Source organism: Serratia fonticola (assembly GCF_001006005.1).
GTDB lineage: Bacteria > Pseudomonadota > Gammaproteobacteria > Enterobacterales > Enterobacteriaceae > Chania > Chania fonticola.
The window spans coordinates 1,631,504-1,648,418 of record NZ_CP011254.1 but is presented as its reverse complement, the minus strand read 5'-3'; the positions used below and the strand labels follow the sequence as shown (position 1 = coordinate 1,648,418).

At 53.7% G+C, this 16,915-nt stretch carries 15 protein-coding genes; 4 read left to right on the top strand and 11 right to left on the bottom strand.

What is annotated here, in order from left to right; translation table 11 throughout:
- Positions 1 to 47: 47 nt before the first annotated feature.
- The 3 genes from WN53_RS07300 to rfaQ are packed head-to-tail and all read right to left on the bottom strand — an operon-like array spanning position 48 to position 3,348.
- A complete protein-coding gene (locus WN53_RS07300; RefSeq protein ID WP_024482918.1) occupies positions 48 to 1,145 on the bottom strand; it encodes a glycosyltransferase in 1,098 nt (365 codons plus the stop codon).
- Positions 1,142 to 2,272, bottom strand: a complete 1,131-nt coding sequence (locus WN53_RS07295; protein WP_024482917.1) for a glycosyltransferase family 4 protein — start codon at positions 2,270 to 2,272, stop codon at positions 1,142 to 1,144. The genes WN53_RS07300 and WN53_RS07295 overlap by 4 nt, the downstream gene beginning before the upstream one ends.
- Positions 2,269 to 3,348 (bottom strand): putative lipopolysaccharide heptosyltransferase III, encoded by a 1,080-nt coding sequence (rfaQ, locus tag WN53_RS07290; protein WP_024482916.1) that lies wholly within the window; start codon positions 3,346 to 3,348, stop codon positions 2,269 to 2,271. Before rfaQ ends, WN53_RS07295 begins: the two co-directional genes overlap by 4 nt.
- Positions 3,349 to 3,563: 215 nt before the next feature.
- Here rfaQ and WN53_RS07285 point away from each other — a divergent pair, with 215 nt between their 5' ends.
- Both WN53_RS07285 and WN53_RS07280 read left to right on the top strand, forming a co-directional pair.
- On the top strand, positions 3,564 to 4,526 hold the full coding sequence (locus WN53_RS07285; RefSeq protein WP_024482915.1) for a polysaccharide deacetylase family protein: 963 nt from the start codon (positions 3,564 to 3,566) through the stop codon (positions 4,524 to 4,526).
- The gene (locus tag WN53_RS07280) at positions 4,523 to 5,614 is read left to right on the top strand and encodes a glycosyltransferase family 9 protein (RefSeq protein WP_024482914.1); all 1,092 of its coding nucleotides are present in this window, start codon (positions 4,523 to 4,525) and stop codon (positions 5,612 to 5,614) included. Before WN53_RS07285 ends, WN53_RS07280 begins: the two co-directional genes overlap by 4 nt.
- 51 nt (positions 5,615 to 5,665) lie before the next feature.
- Here the strand turns inward: WN53_RS07280 and galE are convergent, their stop codons facing one another.
- Genes galE through rfaD form a run of 6 tightly spaced genes read right to left on the bottom strand, consistent with a single transcriptional unit; the run spans position 5,666 to position 12,063 of the window.
- Positions 5,666 to 6,682, bottom strand: a complete 1,017-nt coding sequence (galE, locus tag WN53_RS07275) for a UDP-glucose 4-epimerase GalE (protein WP_024482913.1) — start codon at positions 6,680 to 6,682, stop codon at positions 5,666 to 5,668.
- Positions 6,683 to 6,705: 23 nt separating this feature from the next.
- Positions 6,706 to 7,947 carry an O-antigen ligase family protein gene (locus tag WN53_RS07270; protein WP_080660645.1) on the bottom strand — a complete coding sequence of 414 codons (1,242 nt, stop codon included), beginning with the start codon at positions 7,945 to 7,947 and terminating at the stop codon, positions 6,706 to 6,708.
- Positions 7,932 to 9,095: a glycosyltransferase gene (locus WN53_RS07265; protein WP_024482911.1), complete on the bottom strand. Its 1,164-nt coding sequence runs from the start codon at positions 9,093 to 9,095 to the stop codon at positions 7,932 to 7,934. Before WN53_RS07265 ends, WN53_RS07270 begins: the two co-directional genes overlap by 16 nt.
- The gene (rfaC, locus tag WN53_RS07260) at positions 9,092 to 10,057 is read right to left on the bottom strand and encodes a lipopolysaccharide heptosyltransferase RfaC (protein ID WP_024482910.1); all 966 of its coding nucleotides are present in this window, start codon (positions 10,055 to 10,057) and stop codon (positions 9,092 to 9,094) included. Before rfaC ends, WN53_RS07265 begins: the two co-directional genes overlap by 4 nt.
- A 2-nt stretch (positions 10,058 to 10,059) precedes the next feature.
- Positions 10,060 to 11,106 carry an ADP-heptose--LPS heptosyltransferase RfaF gene (gene rfaF / locus WN53_RS07255; protein ID WP_024482909.1) on the bottom strand — a complete coding sequence of 349 codons (1,047 nt, stop codon included), beginning with the start codon at positions 11,104 to 11,106 and terminating at the stop codon, positions 10,060 to 10,062.
- A gap of 24 nt (positions 11,107 to 11,130) precedes the next feature.
- Positions 11,131 to 12,063, bottom strand: a complete 933-nt coding sequence (gene rfaD / locus WN53_RS07250; protein WP_024482908.1) for an ADP-glyceromanno-heptose 6-epimerase — start codon at positions 12,061 to 12,063, stop codon at positions 11,131 to 11,133.
- Positions 12,064 to 12,303: 240 nt separating this feature from the next.
- On the opposite strand from rfaD, the gene kbl reads away from it, so the two are divergent.
- Positions 12,304 to 13,500, top strand: coding sequence for a glycine C-acetyltransferase (gene kbl / locus WN53_RS07245; RefSeq protein WP_024482907.1), 1,197 nt, complete (start codon positions 12,304 to 12,306; stop codon positions 13,498 to 13,500).
- A gap of 9 nt (positions 13,501 to 13,509) precedes the next feature.
- Positions 13,510 to 14,535, top strand: a complete 1,026-nt coding sequence (gene tdh, locus WN53_RS07240; RefSeq protein WP_024482906.1) for an L-threonine 3-dehydrogenase — start codon at positions 13,510 to 13,512, stop codon at positions 14,533 to 14,535.
- Between the two features lie 87 nt (positions 14,536 to 14,622).
- On the opposite strand, the gene WN53_RS07235 is transcribed toward tdh, so the two are convergent.
- Positions 14,623 to 15,573, bottom strand: a complete 951-nt coding sequence (locus WN53_RS07235) for a divergent polysaccharide deacetylase family protein (protein WP_024482905.1) — start codon at positions 15,571 to 15,573, stop codon at positions 14,623 to 14,625.
- A 2-nt stretch (positions 15,574 to 15,575) separates the two neighbouring features.
- Positions 15,576 to 16,910, bottom strand: coding sequence for a murein hydrolase activator EnvC (gene envC / locus WN53_RS07230; protein ID WP_046808034.1), 1,335 nt, complete (start codon positions 16,908 to 16,910; stop codon positions 15,576 to 15,578).
- Positions 16,911 to 16,915: the final 5 nt, after the last annotated feature.

The window sequence follows — 16,915 nt, the reverse complement described above, 5'->3', positions numbered from 1 at the left end:
TATTTGTCTGCCGACATATCATGTCGGCAGGTTACTGATTTTTATTATTAAATAAGTGAAATATATTTATCTAAAATATTATCTCTATCGAATTTACGGTACGTTTCTGCAGTAATAATCGGTGGCTTGTTCCATGCAAGTCGTAATTTTTCTGCCAAAGAGTCAGGGTTCATTTCAGCCATATAGGCCGCCAATTCCCCTGTCATAATTTCGGCTACGCCGCCTGGGCAACGTGTACTGACGATTGGGGTGTGGCAGATCAAAGCTTCAATCAACACCGTGGGCAAACCTTCACTATCAGAACTGAGAGCAACTATGCGTGCCTCTTTGATGATTGGCAATGGGTTCTGGTAGAACCCTGCCAGGATTACCTTGTCTTGGAGATTTAGCGTGGTAATTTTTTGCTGGATCGCCATCTTAATCTCTTCCTCCCCTTGGCCGACTAGCACCAGCTTGCAGGGGAGTTTGGCGATGGCAAAGGCTTCTAGCAAGCGATCGTGGCGTTTCACTTGATGGAAACGTCCTACGTGCAGTATATAATCTTCACCTGCAAACGGATTATCTTTATTGGCGTGCTGCACGATTTCAGAAATATCGAACGGGTTATAAATGGTGACCAGTTGTGCAGGCTTAATCCCAAGTTTCCGCACCAAATCGCTACCTACCGCATCTGAGACAGCTATTATTTGACGGTTTTTGTACACCCGTTGCATTTTCCGCTGTTTTATGAAACGACGCAGACCTGTCTTGTTACCCAAATAAGAGCGCGAGAGCATGCCATGGACGCAATGCCACACATTGCACGACTGCAGCATTTTAGATCGCACCACAATGCGATCGGTTTTATGCAAGTTGGAGATGACCAAAATAGGGAGGCCCGCCTTGGTAAATAGGATAGATAACTGCTGGTCAAGCGAAGCGGCGCGCCGGCTCAACTCAGTAAACTTACGCAGTGGTCCCTGATTATTATCATGATCAACAACATAGTCGATCCCGACTGGAATTTCATAATCTCGCCGTTTGCTTAAGGAGAATAGCGTTACGTGATAGCCACGTTTGCTAATCCCTTTGGCCAGCGCTAATGTGACGTTTTCTGCACCACCGCCGGGCAGGCCGTCGATAATGAACAGGATGTGTTGTTTCATTCCGGCAGTAACCTCTGGTAGAGATCGATCAATTGTTGAGACAGATGGGCTGGAGTGTGAGGTAAAATATATCGGCGCGCCGCCTCTCCCATGCTCGAACCCAAGGCTTGCCGTGGCAGTGCAACGATAGCATCGGTGAGGGCACTGACGTCCAGCGCATCACAGACAAAGCCGTTTTGCCCAGGAGTGATGAACTCAGCGCCACCGCAAGTGGTGCTGGTGATCACCGGGAGTCCGCATGACATGGCTTCCAAAATCACATTGGGGAACGGATCGTACAAGGTTGGCAGCAACAGGGCGTCGGCGGCCTGATAGAACGGCAACGTCTGTTTCTGCACGCCCATGAAACGCACCCGATCGCCACAACCCAGCTTTTGCGCCAGTGAGCGGTAACGCTTTTCTGCTTTATCTTTACCCACTACCAACAGGTAGCTGTCGGTGGCGGCTACGGCGCGAATTGCGGCTGCCAGCCCTTTACGTTCAAAGCCCGAACCGACAAAGATCAGGCAGTGCGCCTGCTGCGGGAGCTGATATTGCGCCCGCAATTGCTGCCGCTGTTGCTCATTCGCCGGTAAAAATTTCTGATTGTCGATGGCATTGTAGATCACCGTGATTTTATCGGCCGGCACGCCGAAATCGGCGATGATTTCCCGTTTGATCATCTCGGCGTTGCAGATCACCGCTTTCAGCTCTGGCGCGGCATACATGGCGCGTTCGGCACACATCACATAGCGGTGATAGCGGTTGGAGAACAGCCATTTGCGCCGCCACTCCGGCAACAGGCGTGCCCGTTGCAGCAGCCAGCGGCGATGGACGCCGTCACCGGCGCGATAGATATCACAGCCGGGGATGCGTTCATGGCTTTGTACCAGATCGAAGCTCTCTTTCTGCCACAGGGCTCGAGCTGCTTCGGCAAAACCGCGTTCGCGGCTGATGCGCCCGAACTTCATCGGGTTGCACAGGTGGATGTGCCAGTTCGGGTTAACGTCCCCCTGCCATTCGCGGGTGATGACGTTCAGATCCAGATCTTGTTGTTCCAGCGCCTCCAGGGCACGGGAAACGAAACGTTCTGCCCCGCCGTCCGGGCGGTATTTTTGGCGGACAATCGCCAGGCGAAATGCTTTCATGCAAGCGTGCTCCGCGCGGCTGCAATCACCACGTCTGTAGGAATAAGGTCCAGGTAGCGCTCATCGGTGCCGGTATTGATGGCATCCGGGTCCGGCAGGCTGCCGTAGTCCCCGGCCCAAATCACCTGGCCGATAACCTGCCAGGGGCGCCAGAATACCAGCTTGGATGGCCCGAACAGCGCCACGCAGGGCGTCTGTAATGCCGCCGCCATATGCATGGGGACTGAATCTACCCCGATAAACAGTTTGGCATGGTCGATCAACGCCGCCAGCTGACGTAGGGTCAACTGCCCGGCCAGAGAAACCACCCCTTGTTGTGGGCACTGTTTCAGTATTTGCGCCACCATGTCCTGCTCTTTGGCATCTGGCCCTGAGGTGATCACCAACTGGTGCCCTTCGGCCTGCAATGCGCTGATGGTGGCCGCCATTTTTTCTTCGCTCCAGCATTTAAAGAACCAGCGCGAAGTGGGTTGTACCACGATATAGCTACCGGTGACGCCATTTTGTTGCAAAAGCTGGTGGCTGGCCTGCCAATCTTGTGGGCTGTAGCTCATGGTGACCTGCTGGTTTTGCTCAGGTAAACCCAGCGGTTGCAGCAGCGAGAGGTTTTGTTCAACGGTATGCAGATGCTCGTGCCCGGCTACCGGCACCAACTGAGTGTGGCAATAGCGCCACAGGAAGCCACGGCGCTTGGGGAAATCGAACCCCAGACGAATGCGCGCACCGGTGAGGCGAGTAATCAACGCGCTGCGCCACTGATCGGCCAGGTTGACCACCAGATCGTAGCGTTGTGCCTGCAACTGACGGATCAGATGCAGTTCGTGGCCCAAGTGTGCCTTGGTGCCCTGTTTTTTCCACTGGCGATCGATGACAAAGATTTGTGACAGCGCCGGGTTGCTCGCCAACATCTCCTGCGTTTCTTTGTACAGCAGGATGTCGATTTGAGCATCGGGATAGCTCTGCCGCAGCGTATTGATGACCGGAGTGGTCAGCAGCATATCGCCATGATGGCGCAGCTTGACGATCAGAATACGCTGTATGGGCGTGGCAGAAACAGGGGCTGGCGCGTCGTTCATAGTCAGTCGCTTTCAGGGAAACCAATCTTTGATTCTAAATGACCCGACTGCATGTGGCTACTGTTGCTCGGTTTTCTTGCCTGTGCAGAAAAAAATAGTGGCATAGGGTGACAATTACGGCTCAATGTTGTCCAAACGAGGCGATAAAGTCGTTTGCCCTGAGGAATGGGGCTGCGTAACATAATGTAAATCTGTGACTATCAGGTTCCCAATGTATGACTAAACCGGCGTTTCTTATCACGATTGATACCGAAGGCGATAATCTGTGGCAAAACCACGACCGCATTTCGACCGAGAACACGCGTTTTTTGCCGCGCTTTCAGGCGCTGTGTGAAAAATATGCCTGCAAGCCGGTTTATCTGACCAACTATGAAATGGCGGTGGATACACAGTACGTTGAATTTGCCCGCGACGTGATAGCACGCGGCACCGGCGAAGTGGGAATGCACCTGCACGCCTGGAACAGCCCACCGCTGACGCCGCTCACCGATGATGACTGGCGACATAAACCCTATCTGATCGAATACCCGGCCGACCAAATTCGCGCCAAGGTCGATCATATGACCAAGCTGCTGGAAGATACCTTCCAGACCAAGATGCTCAGCCACCGTGCCGGGCGCTGGGCGTTTAATGAGTTTTATGCCTCATTGCTGCTGGAATATGGCTATCAGGTCGATTGTTCCGTCACTCCGCGCGTTAACTGGCAATATTCGCCCGGCAATCCGCAGGGCAACGGCGGGACCGACTATCGCCATTTCCCCTCGCAGGCCTATTTTATCGATCCGGCCAATATCGCCCAACCCGGTAATTCCACGCTGTTGGAAGTGCCAATGAGCATTCAGTATAAACATTCGGCGCTGATGAATGCGGTGAAGCAGGGCTATGACAGCCTGAGGGGTAAAAAGCGTTCTCCCTCGGTGCATTGGCTGCGTCCCTCCGGTAACAATCTGGACAAGATGAAGCTGGTGGTCGAACGCTCTCTGGCACAGGGGCACGATTACGTCGAATTTATGCTGCACTCCTCCGAGTTTATGCCGGGAGGCAGTCCAACATTTAAGACGCAACAAGATATTGAGGGGTTATACCGTGAGTTGGAGCAACTGTTTGATTGGCTGCACAGCCTGACCGTAGGTAAAACTCTGGCTGAATATTATCAGGATAAAATCAATATAAAATGAGAGAGAAAAAGAAATTTAAAATAGGGTTGTGTGATTTTATTCTCAGCTTGTTTTTCCGCCGGGCAAAAAGCACGCAAGAAAAAAAGCAAGCCTTGGCTACGGAGGAGTTTGACAGCATTTTGGTTTATTCTACGACGGCTCTTGGCGATTATATGTTCAACTCGCCGGCGCTTCGGGCCATTCGTCAGCGTTATCCCCAGGCGCGGATTACCTTGGTGGCACATCCGAAATATAAGCATTTGCTGACCACACGTGATTTCTATGATGATGTGCTGTTTTGGGGGAACAAAGTCAATGACATGCTCACTTTGGTGAAACAGGCCAAACAGCGTAAACCCCAGTTGGCGGTCTTGCTACACTCCCATTTGCCCTATGATATCGTCAGTGCCGCTATGGCGGGGTGTCAATATATTGTGCGTGATAACTACGCTAAACCTGTTGGCAAAATGGCCCGCTGGCTGGCGTTCGGATTGGATTTCTTTGATGAGCACGTTATTGCGCGCAAAATGAAGTTGGTGGAGGCTCTGGGGGCACAGACTGATAATACTGCAATGGCGTTGCCTTGCAGTTATGAACGGCACCCTAAGCAGGCAGGAAAGATACGCGTGGGGTTCCAGTTAGGGGCTTCAACACGGGTACGTTGTTGGCCACCGGAGTACTATGCTGCACTCGCGCAGAAATTACTGGCCAAAGACGACAGGATTGAAATTGTGTTGATTGGTTCAGAACCGGAAATTCCATTGGCTGCTGCGTTAATGCAAAGAGTGAGTGGTGCTTGTGTGGGGAGGATCACTAGCTTTGTCGGGCAAACCACGTTGCCGAAATTATTGGGTGTAATAGCTTCAATGGATTTATTGGTGACTGGCGATACCGGGCCATTCCATTTGGCTATTTCAATGCGCGTGCCGACATTAAGCCTGTTTGTCACAGAAGATCCACGTCGCAGCGGGCCCTATCAGGATCGTGACTTGCATGAATACATCTATTTGCCGTTAAGCGATCCGAGGATTACCGATAGGGAAGCACCGTTGAAGGCTATTACTGTCGCTGAGGTTTATGACCGAGTGATATGTATGCTTGCTGTCTGACACTTAACAAAAGAGCGTGCATGCACGCTCTCTCTCTTTTAAGCCCAGCATCTACTGTGTGTAACCTTGTGGGTTATTTTTCTGCCAGTTCCACGCATCTCTCATAATTTCTTCCAAGCCGCGTTGTGCTTTCCAACCCAGCTTTTTTTCAGCCAGTGAGGCATCCGCCCAGCATTCAGCAATATCACCAGGGCGGCGTGGTGTCACCTGATAAGCTACCTGACGACCAGAGGCCTGTTCAAAGGCATGCAGCATCTGCAGTACCGAATAACCTACCCCGGTTCCCAGATTGTAAACTACCACTCCTTTGCTATCAGTGATGTGGTCGAGTGCTTTGAGGTGACCTTCAGCCAGATCCATGACGTGGATGTAGTCGCGTACACCGGTGCCGTCGGGCGTTGGGTAGTCATCACCAAACACGGCTAATTTTTCTAGTTTGCCGATGGCGACCTGTGCCACGTAGGGCATCAGGTTGTTGGGGATCCCGTTGGGGTCTTCGCCGATCAAACCTGATTCATGTGCCCCAACCGGGTTAAAATAACGCAGGATAGTGATCGAGAACGTTGGCTCGGCCTTGGCAAAGTCCTGGAGGATCTGCTCTACCATCAATTTGGATGTGCCATAAGGGTTGGTGGTGCCACCGATGCGTGAAGTTTCACGTAACGGTACCTGCTCCGGCGTGCCATAAACTGTTGCGGATGAACTGAAAATAAACTGGTGTACCCCGGCCTGACGCATTTCGTCTAGCAGAACCAGCGTGCCGCTGAGGTTGTTCAGATAATATTCCAGCGGTTTGACGGAGGATTCACCCACTGACTTCAGGCCGGCAAAATGGATCACCGAAGTGATGTTGTGCTCGGCAAAAATGTGTTTCAGTGCCGCTCGATCCATGACGTCATTGGGATAAAAGGTTGCCTGCTTTCCTGTGATCTCGGCCACGCGCTGCAGTGAAACCGCAGAGGCGTTAACCAGATTATCCAGCACCACAACTTCTTCGTTGCGTTCCAGCAAGGTAAGTACAGTATGCGAACCAATGTATCCGGCGCCGCCGGTCACTAAAATAGCCATTCATTCCCCTTTTTCAGATTCGGTTATTCCACATTTGAACACGTATTCTTATTGGCCGGAGGTGGCAGGCAGAGGTAGATGGCCAGTAGCAGCGTGAGACTGGTGACATACCGGTGATCGATAAACAAGGTATCGACCAATCCAATAACAAAAGTGGGTAGTAGAACCAATAACAAAATCGGTCTGGCTGCAACACTTGTTAGGCAGGCATATAGGCTCAGAGTGAAAAATAGTAACAGTGCCGCCATACCACCAATGCCCTGCAGCGAACCGGCTTCAATCATATCATTGTGTAGATGGAACACCAGATTGCGTAGTGCCTCAGGATTGCCACCTTCATGCTGGTTGATAAAACGGGTAGTGCCAATCAGGCGCGTATCGGCACTTTGGCCTGCCGGGTAATGCTTGATAGCATCAACCCCCGCTTTCCACATACTAATGCGCGATCCTACGGACGAATTTCCGTCACCTTTCTGGTAGTTGTTAAGCTCGGTAGCGGTTCCGATCAGGCGATCGGTTGTGCTTTCAAAAAAATGGAAGGCAGCAGCAGTTAGTACAACAATACCACACGAGATAGCTATCATTTTTATCGAGAAATGGTGCCTGCGGCAAAATACCAGCAGCAAAATTATTGGGTAGAACAAGAGAGAGGAGCGTGTCTCGGTCAGCATGAGGATCCACAACGTCACCAAAATGACCAACGAGATCGCCTGCGATTTATAACGCAGGTTGAGCGATGTAATTACATACATTGTCAACAAAGACTGCAACACGTAAATATAGGCTGTCATAGTGGAAACAGTTTTGATTTGCAACCGCAGATCGGGGGCTTGGGCATGGTAATACAACCCCATCGCGGAGGTGTAAAAGAAGCCGAAAACGATCAGACCTTTGATTAGGCTGACGGTCTTAGAACCCCAACTGTTGCGTAGGGAACCCATGGCGAAAATCAGTACCGATCCACTTATCAGGCGCAACGCAGTGGTCAAATATTCTTCATCGGCTTCGAGTGGCCCAAAAGAGGGAAAACGCCAGAGCCACAAGGCCTGGCTAAGACCAATAACAAAGATTCCTGAGGCGATGAGTATGACTTCTCGGGGTATATTACGTGGTCGGCTGATAAGCAGTGTTATAGCGGCAATCAGCGTCGCCAGATAAAACGCATTGCGGTTTAGTGTACTGTCGGTCAACGAGGTTGAGACTGCCATGGCTGCCAAAATAAATGCAAGCGTCATGGCATTGATGGCCTTTATTTTACGAAGCATGCAAAACTCCGCTCCAGCGTTTGAACAAACTGAGCGTAATCAAAATGGCTATGGGCGTGTTGTAAGGCATTTTGGCTCAGAGTCAGATAATGTCGCTGTGCCAGTATGTCGGCAATCTGTTGGGCACATAACTCGGGTGAGAGCACTAAAGGATCCATCATTTGCTGCGTCACGGTATTGAATACCTGATGCGGAAAGTCGATCTCGATGCCAGTCAGGGCTTGGTATTGTGCGAAAGTTAGAGTGGGGGTAATGCCGATGCCGCACTCACCATTGATGATTACTTCCGGCTGGCCGTCAATGAGTGGGAAGATTACCGGCACGCCATGGTACAAGGCTTCCATACAGGAAAGTCCGAAAGGTTCGGTGACCGGTGAACTGATATAGAAATCAATTTTGCTGAAGAAAGCAGTTAAATCCTGTTGAAAGCCCAGGAAATGAACCTGTTGTTGTAAACCAAGTCGAGCCACTAACTCCTGCAATGCATTCTCATCCGGCCCTTTTCCGGCAATATAGAGCTCGGTGGTGATATTCATCTGCAAAAGTGCCTGAAGGGTCAGGATAGAAATCCCGATTCCCTTGAGTGACACCAAGCGTGAGGCGGTGCCCAGTTGTATGCATTGGGTAGGTTCGGCAGTCTTTGCAATGACTGTCGCTGGTGGTGGCACACAGTTGCTGACGATCTCAATTGGGCAGGTTAACTTGAAACGTTCTTCCATCACTCGCTTGGAAGCATGACTGACGGCAATGCAGCCGTCCACTTTTTCGAAAAATCCTAGTGTTTTGCGATTTAATGGAAAGCGCCACGAGCAACCATGATCATAATAAATTGTTTTACTACCACAGATCTTACGTGCCAGATTAGGGACGAAGTCCCAGAAAATGACCAAATCGGCTCGTTGCCGCTCAATTTTGCGTAGCAGCGCGGCTTTACGCAAAAAAACTGGATATTTCAGTTTGCTGTTAGGGATGATCCGATTGGCGAAAGTTAACGGAGTGTTTCCCAGTTCACGAGCAATTTCTGGCCCAATTTTGTTACTAATACAAAGGACGCTATCGCTGCCTGAAGTGGCATTGGTGAGGAATTGAAGAAAGATCTTTTCGGCTCCACCCATTTTTTCCAGATTGATGACGTGTAACCGTTTCATCGATTTTGCTCCTGCAGCAAAGAAAATACCTCATCAGCTGAAATGGAAGCCATCTTATGGTCAGTCGATATAATTGAGTGCTGATTCTGCCCGTAACCCCCAATCAGCCCCGGATCGGTCGGGCCGAACAGGGTGATATTCGGGCGATCGAGCGCAGCGGTCAGGTGGCTTAACCCGGTATCGACCGACACCACGGCTTTGGCTCCAGCCAGCACTTCTGCGACCTGTTGCAGGCTGAGCTTGGGCAACACCTCAACATGTTCAAACCCTTCTGCCAGCCGTAAAGCGCGTTGGCGTTCGTGCTCAGCCCCCCAAGGTAGCTTGATCTTTAGGCCGCTCGGAGCGATCAGCGCGAGCAATTCGCGCCAGTTTGCCTCCGGCCAGTGTTTCTCATCCCGCGTAGTGGCGTGCAGGAACACCAGATATTGCCCGGCATCGGCGGGTGGTTGGCTCAGAAAACGAGCGGCAATGGCGTAATCACCCGTGCTCTGCGGCTTTGCATACCCCAGGCTCTTGGCGAACAGCTCGCGAATGCGTTCCACCGCATGCTGCTGCTTGTCGACCTCATGGCGATGATTATAGAACCAGCTGGCAAAAGGCTCACGGACGCTTTTGCAGTCCAGACCGTGTTTGCTGCCGTGCGCGATGCGTGTCACCAACGCTGCACTCTTGATCAGGCCCTGGGCGTCGATCACGAGGTCATAGTTGCGCTCCTGTACCTGGCGCTTGAAATCGCAGCGCTGTTGGCGCGTTTCACTACCAAACCAATTTTTACGCCAGCGGCGAATGGCTACCGGGATCACGCGATCCACCGCCGGATGCCAGGTAGGGATCTGGCTGAACCCCTCTTCCACCACCCAATCGAAGCGGATACCGGGGATGGCATGCATCGCGTCGGTCAAGGCCGGCAGCGTATGGAGCACATCCCCCATCGAAGAGGTCTTTACTATCAGCACCTGCATGATTATTCCTCGCTGGCGGCTAGTAACGGCGTCAGCGCGTCTAACACCTGCTGTGGCTGGATGTCGATCAGGCTCTGGTGATAACCCTGGTCGGCATCGCCTTTGCGTACCTTGTGATAACCACTGATCAGGCGGATCACTTTGGCCTGATGAGATAACGGCGGGGTGAAGTCCGGGCTGCTTGGGCCGTACAAGGCTATCAGAGGTTTATTCAACGCTGCTGCAACGTGCATCAGGCCGGAATCGTTACTGACTACGGCCCGGCAGGAGGCCAACAGGATCACTGCCTGTTCGAGCTGGGTTTCCCCGGCCAGGTTGAAGCAGAAATCGCGAGATTTTTCCGCCAAGGCGGCACGGATCTGCTCACCGGCCTCGTGGTCTTTGGCTGAGCCAAACAGGGCGATTTGATAGCCTGCATCGATCAGCATCTGCGCCAGCGTGGCGTAGTGGTAATGCGGCCAGCGCTTGGCCGGGCCGAATTCGGCGCCTGGGCAAAAACCGATAATGGGCCGGTGATCGGTGAGATTAAACGCCGAAGTGGTTTCGGCAATCTCTTCGTCACTGACCTGCAACTGCGGCCAGAGTATCGGCTGCGGCAGATCTTCGGCGCGCTGTATCCGCTGCTTGTCATAGGCCAGTGCGACATAGCGCTGCACCATCAGTGGAAATGCCGCTTTATCCAGCACGCGGAGATCGTTGAGCAGGCCGTAGCGCATCTCGCCGCGCCAGCCGGTACGCTGAGGCACGTTGGCAAAGAAGGGCACCAGGGCAGACTTGAATGAGTTGGGCAGCACATAGGCGCGGTCATAACCATTAGCGCGTAGCGCATGGCCAAGACGGCGGCGTTCGCCCAATGCCAGGGCACCGTGGCCCAGCGGCATTGCCAACGCCTGGTTGACTTCGGGCATCCGCGCCAGCAGAGGACGGCACCAGGCAGGTGCCATCACATCGATTTCTGCCGACGGGTACTCGGCCTTCAGGGTGCGGTAGAGACTTTGCGACATCATCATATCGCCAACCCACGAAGGGCCAATGACCAGTATTTTCATACCGTGAGTAACTTCCTTCAGCGCTTAAGCGGGACGATTCAACCAGGCCATGTATTCTTTCACGCCTTCGGCCACGGTTTTGAACGGTGCGTTATAACCGGCAGCGCGCAACTTGGTTTGATCGGCCTGAGTGTAAGCCTGGTAGCGGCCTTTCAGCTTTTCCGGGAACTCAATGTATTCCACGGCACCGGACTGATGATATTCCACCACTGCATCGGCCACCGCCTGGAAGGTTTCCGCACGACCGGTACCGCAGTTGAAGATGCCGGATACACCGTTCTTCCAGAACCACAGGTTGACTGCCGCCACGTCGCCGACGTAGATGAAGTCACGCTTGAAGTTTTCGCTGCCGGCGAACAGTTTTGGATTTTCGCCGCGGTTGATCTGGTTGTTCAGGTGGAACGCTACGCTGGCCATGCTGCCTTTATGGCCTTCACGCGGGCCGTAAACGTTGAAGTAACGGAAGCCACACACCTGCGAATCCGCTTCTGGCAGGATCTCGCGCACGTATTGGTCGAACAGGAATTTGGAGTAGCCGTAAACGTTCAGCGGCTGCTCAAACTGACGCTCTTCGATAAAGTTATCGGTGCGGCCGCCGTAGGTGGCAGCAGAAGAGGCATACAGGAACGGGATCTGACGATCCAGGCAGTAATGCAGGATGTCTTTGGAATACTGATAGTTGTTATCCATCATGTATTTGCCATCCCACTCGGTGGTGGAGGAGCAGGCACCTTCATGGAAAATGGCGTCAATTTCGCCCAAATCGTCACCGGCCATGATGCTGGCGATAAAGTCTTCTTTATCGACATAGTCAGCGATATCAAGGTCGACCAGGTTAACGAATTTGGTGCCATCTTTCAGGTTATCCACCACCAGGATATCGCGATATCCGTTTTCATTCAGTGCCTTGATGATGTTGCTGCCAATCATGCCAGCGCCGCCAGTGACGATAATCATTGGGTTTACCCCTGTGTTCTTCCCGGTGGTGCACAATGCTCCACCCTATATGCTGCCTATAATAGCATTTCATGCCATTGGGAACATCGGTACGGCTCTTAATATCCCGTGCCGTTACACGATGTGCCGGTTTGCCGTGATATCTGCTGCAATTTTCAGATTCTCTGTGGCGGAATGTCGTCAGTTTAGTAACAAAGCAGTAAAATATGCCGAAAATGCCCCTATCCTGGAGATGACCGAATGTCTGCGTCTTTTTACCAGCAGCTGGAACAGCAGCTTGCTACCACTCGCGCCGAAGGGCTGTTTAAACAAGAGCGCATTATCACGTCGGCCCAACAGGCCGATATCTCGGTGGCCGATGGTCGCCAGGTGATCAACTTCTGCGCCAATAACTATCTCGGGCTGGCTAACCACCCGGCGCTGATCGCGGCGGCAAAGGCTGGGATGGACAGCCATGGCTTCGGCATGGCGTCAGTGCGTTTTATCTGTGGTACACAGGATAGCCATAAGCAGTTGGAACAAAAGTTGGCCGATTTCCTGGGAATGGAAGATGCGATCCTCTACTCCTCTTGTTTTGACGCCAACGGTGGCCTGTTTGAAACCCTGCTGGGCCCGGAAGACGCCATTATTTCCGACGCGCTGAACCATGCTTCGATCATCGACGGCGTGCGCCTGTGCAAGGCCAAGCGCTATCGCTATGCCAATAACGACATGAGTGAACTGGCCGAGCAGCTGAAGCAGGCCAAGGCAGACGGTGCGCGCCACATCATGATCGCCACCGACGGGGTGTTCTCTATGGACGGTGTGATCGCCAACCTGAAGGGCGTGTGCGATCTGGCGGACCAATACGATGCGCTGGTGATGGTCGATGACTCCCACGCGGTGGGGTTTGTCGGCGCCAACGGGCGTGGGACGCACGAATACTGCGAAGTGATGGACCGCGTCGATATTATCACCGGCACCTTGGGTAAGGCGCTGGGCGGAGCTTCCGGCGGCTATACCGCTGGCAAGAAAGAGGTTGTTGAGTGGCTGCGTCAGCGTTCACGTCCTTATCTGTTCTCCAACTCGCTGGCGCCGGCCATTGTTGCAGCCTCGATCAAGGTGTTGGAACTGCTCGAAGACGGGGACGCCCTGCGCGATCGTCTGTGGGCCAATGCCAGCCTGTTCCGCGAAAAAATGACCGCAGCGGGCTTTACGCTTGCCGGGGCCGATCACGCCATCATCCCAGTGATGTTGGGTGAAGCAAAACTGGCGCAGGATTTCGCCAACGCACTGCTTAAGGAAGGCATCTACGTTACTGGTTTCTTCTACCCGGTGGTGCCAAAAGGTCAGGCACGTATCCGCACCCAGATGTCAGCCGATCACTCACCGGAGCAGATTGAACGTGCCGTTGAGGCGTTTATCCGCATCGGTAAGACGCTTGGCGTTATTGCATAAGGTAATTCGATGAAAGCGTTAGCAAAACTGAAAGCGGAAGAAGGTATTTGGATGACCGATGTGCCTCAGCCTGAGCTGGGCCACAACGATGTCATGATTAAGATCCGCAAAACCGCTATCTGCGGTACTGATGTGCATATCTATAACTGGGACGAATGGTCGCAGAAAACCATTCCGGTACCGATGGTCGTCGGCCACGAATATCTGGGTGAAGTGGTCGCCATCGGCCAGGAGGTCAAAGGCTTCAGCATCGGCGATCGCGTTTCTGGCGAAGGGCACATCACCTGTGGCCACTGCCGTAATTGCCGCGGTGGCCGTACGCACCTGTGCCGCAACACCACTGGCGTGGGCGTAAACCGCCCGGGTTCATTTGCCGAATATCTGGTGATCCCGGCGTTCAACGCCTTCAAAATCCCGGACAATATCTCGGACGAGCTGGCCTCGATCTTCGACCCGTTTGGCAACGCCGTGCATACCGCACTCTCCTTCGACCTGGTTGGGGAAGACGTGCTGGTGTCTGGCGCAGGCCCAATCGGCATTATGGCCGCTGCGGTATGTAAACACGTTGGTGCACGCCACGTGGTGATCACCGACGTGAACGAATATCGCCTGGAGCTGGCGCGCAAGATGGGTGTGACCCGTGCGGTAAACGTCAGCAAAGAAAACCTGACGGACGTGATGGCCGAGTTGGGCATGACCGAAGGGTTTGACGTGGGCCTGGAGATGTCCGGTGCGCCACCGGCGTTCCGTTCGTTGCTCAATGCCATGAACCACGGCGGCCGTATTGCGATGCTGGGGATCCCACCTTCGGATATGTCGATTGACTGGACCCAGGTGATCTTCAAGGGGCTGTTTATCAAAGGGATCTACGGCCGCGAAATGTTCGAAACCTGGTACAAGATGGCGGCACTGATCCAATCCGGTCTGGATCTGACGCCGATCATCACCCACCGTTTCTCGATTGACGAGTTCCAGCAGGGCTTTGACGCCATGCGTTCCGGGCAGTCTGGGAAAGTGGTACTGAGCTGGGATTGATGTGATTGGCTAAGCGGGCGCTGCATGCGGCGCCCCTTGGCTACTTGGTCATTAATGAAAGGCGGAGCGTAAGCCCCGCCTTTTATCTTATGGTTTGGTCGACTCTGAACCCATCCAGTGCTGCCAATGGCGTTTGATCACCACCACGACCGGCGATTGCGCCACGCTTTCTGCAATGATGCCCAGCGCATGGCTGGCATTCACGCCTTCCTGCGGTAATTTAACTTTGCACTGCTTGATGCCACCGGTGAACGGATTTTTCGGCTGCGGTTTGTGTGGCTTGGATGGCGGCACATAGCCGCTTCCGCTCTGCTGCGGTTCATTGAGCAGTGAGCTGGGTTTCACCAGCACAATGTCTGAAGGCAGCGTAGCCAGCATCTGTTGCAGCACTTTTACCGTTGCCGGGCGCGGGTGGCCGATGGCGATGGCCGATCCGTTGCGGCGCGCCAGTTCGACGGCACGATTAAACTGGCGGCGGATATCGTCAGGGTTGGCCGTATCGTCAAGGAACACCCTGCGTTTGATCACCTTCACGCCGGTGCCCGCCGCCGCATGTGTGGCCTGGCTGTTGCCGATGGTCATGCTGTCGAGAAAATAGAGATGGTAGCTTTCCAGCGCCTGCATGACCTTTTGCATGCCCGGCAGGCTGGAGGTCATGGCGCTGCCCATATGGTTATTCATGCCCACCGCAAAAGGCACGTTATTCACCGCGTTACGGATGATACGCTGCACTTCTTCACTGCTCATGGAGGGTTGTAAGGTATCGCGCTCCAGCGGCTGTTTGCTGAGCGGAGCCATGGGCATGTGGATCAGCACTTCACGGCCTTGGCTATGGGCTTTGGTGGCCATCAGATGGGCGTGAGGCGCATTGGGCAGCACGGCAACCGAGATCGCCGTCGGCATTTGCAGTACGGCATTTTCTTCATGTGGGCGATAGCCCACGTCATCGATCACGATAGAGAGCTTGCCTGCCTGTGCTGCGCTAACGAACAGCAGCGCACTCAGCAACAGGGCAGTACGCGTTTTGCTATAGTACAAATCTATCTTCCCAACCACGGCTGTGGGTTAACGGCCTGACCCTGGCGACGGATTTCGAAATAGAGCGATGGCGTTCCCTGACCACCGCTGGTACCGACAAGGGCGATAGGCTGACCGGCACGCACCTGCGCCCCGACGCTAACCAAAGCGCTCTGGTTGTAGCCATACAGGCTCATATCGCCCTTACCGTGTTCGACCACGACCACCAGGCCATAGCCTTGCAGCCAGTCGGCCAGCAGCACGCGGCCATCGGCAATGGCTTTCACTTCGCTGCCTTCGGCTGCGGAGATCACCATGCCTTTCCAGCGTAACTCGCCTTGCAGTTGCTCGCCAAAGCGATGTTCGATGCGGCCACGCACTGGCCATACGGCTTGCCCCCCAGGCTTGCCTAAACCGCCGGTTCGCGCCATCAGTGAACGCTCACCTTCGCTCGGCTTATAGCTGGTGCCGGTTTTCTTCGCCTGCTGCTCTTTGACTTTGACCTGCTCACGCACCTTGGCCGCTTCACGCGCTTCGCGTTCGGCTCGGGCGCGGGCTTCACGTTCGGCACGGGCGATCTGATCGCGAAGACGGGTTTCGTTCTGGCGCAGTTCCACCAGCCGCTGCTGATCTTTTTCCAACGAGGCTTCTAACGCGGTCAGGGTTTTTTTACGGGCGATGCGTGCCTGTTCCAGCTTTTGCTGCTGGGTTTGTTGCTCGCCAAGCAAGGATTTCTGCTGACCCTGTTTGGCCACCAGCGAGCTCTTTTGCTCTGCCAATTGCTTACGGGTCTGCTTGAGCTGTTCAATGGACTGCTGGCGCGCTTCGTTCAGATAGCCAAAATAGGCCAGCATGCGTTCACTGCGCTGGGTTTCTTCACCGCTGAGCACCAACTGCAAGGCGCTGTGTTGCCCTTGGCGGAAGGCGGCATCGAGCTGTTTGGCGAGGATTTCCTGCTGAGTGGACTGCTGTTTTTGTAGCTTGGCGATGGAGGTGTTCAGCCCGGAAATGTCTTTGCCCAGTATGTCGAGCGTACCTTGGGTATCACGCAGCGAACGGCTGGCTTGCGCGATGGTCTTTTCCTGGAGTTTGAGCTGATTTTGCAGCGAACTGCGCTGTTGTTGCTGCAGTTTAACCGCTTTTTCTTTTTCGGCGATGCTCTGCTGAATGTCTTTGAGCTGGGATTTGTTATCTTCCGCGGCGTTGCCGGTGAATGGCAACAGCAATGCGCCAGCGAAAAACACGCTGGCGCAGAGTGTGGTTAACTTCCGTGGCGCGGAGCGTTCAGGCAGCGGTTGGCTGCCTGAGTTTGCGCTTCGGGTTACCCTTGATAGTGCAAAATTCGCCTTCTCCCTCATGGGGA

Excerpts from the sequence above, each read along its gene's own strand:
- WN53_RS07280 (WP_024482914.1), top strand. The coding sequence starts at position 4,523 with ATGAGAGAGAAAAAGAAATTTAAAATAGGGTTGTGTGATTTTATTCTC.
- galE (WP_024482913.1), bottom strand. The coding sequence starts at position 6,682 with ATGGCTATTTTAGTGACCGGCGGCGCCGGATACATTGGTTCGCATACT.
- rfaQ (WP_024482916.1), bottom strand. The coding sequence starts at position 3,348 with ATGAACGACGCGCCAGCCCCTGTTTCTGCCACGCCCATACAGCGTATT.
- WN53_RS07270 (WP_080660645.1), bottom strand. The coding sequence starts at position 7,947 with ATGCTTCGTAAAATAAAGGCCATCAATGCCATGACGCTTGCATTTATT.
- rfaC (WP_024482910.1), bottom strand. The coding sequence starts at position 10,057 with ATGCAGGTGCTGATAGTAAAGACCTCTTCGATGGGGGATGTGCTCCAT.
- WN53_RS07295 (WP_024482917.1), bottom strand. The coding sequence starts at position 2,272 with ATGAAAGCATTTCGCCTGGCGATTGTCCGCCAAAAATACCGCCCGGAC.
- rfaF (WP_024482909.1), bottom strand. The coding sequence starts at position 11,106 with ATGAAAATACTGGTCATTGGCCCTTCGTGGGTTGGCGATATGATGATG.
- WN53_RS07265 (WP_024482911.1), bottom strand. The coding sequence starts at position 9,095 with ATGAAACGGTTACACGTCATCAATCTGGAAAAAATGGGTGGAGCCGAA.
- WN53_RS07300 (WP_024482918.1), bottom strand. The coding sequence starts at position 1,145 with ATGAAACAACACATCCTGTTCATTATCGACGGCCTGCCCGGCGGTGGT.
- tdh (WP_024482906.1), top strand. The coding sequence starts at position 13,510 with ATGAAAGCGTTAGCAAAACTGAAAGCGGAAGAAGGTATTTGGATGACC.
- envC (WP_046808034.1), bottom strand. The coding sequence starts at position 16,910 with ATGAGGGAGAAGGCGAATTTTGCACTATCAAGGGTAACCCGAAGCGCA.
- rfaD (WP_024482908.1), bottom strand. The coding sequence starts at position 12,063 with ATGATTATCGTCACTGGCGGCGCTGGCATGATTGGCAGCAACATCATC.
- WN53_RS07285 (WP_024482915.1), top strand. The coding sequence starts at position 3,564 with ATGACTAAACCGGCGTTTCTTATCACGATTGATACCGAAGGCGATAAT.
- kbl (WP_024482907.1), top strand. The coding sequence starts at position 12,304 with ATGTCTGCGTCTTTTTACCAGCAGCTGGAACAGCAGCTTGCTACCACT.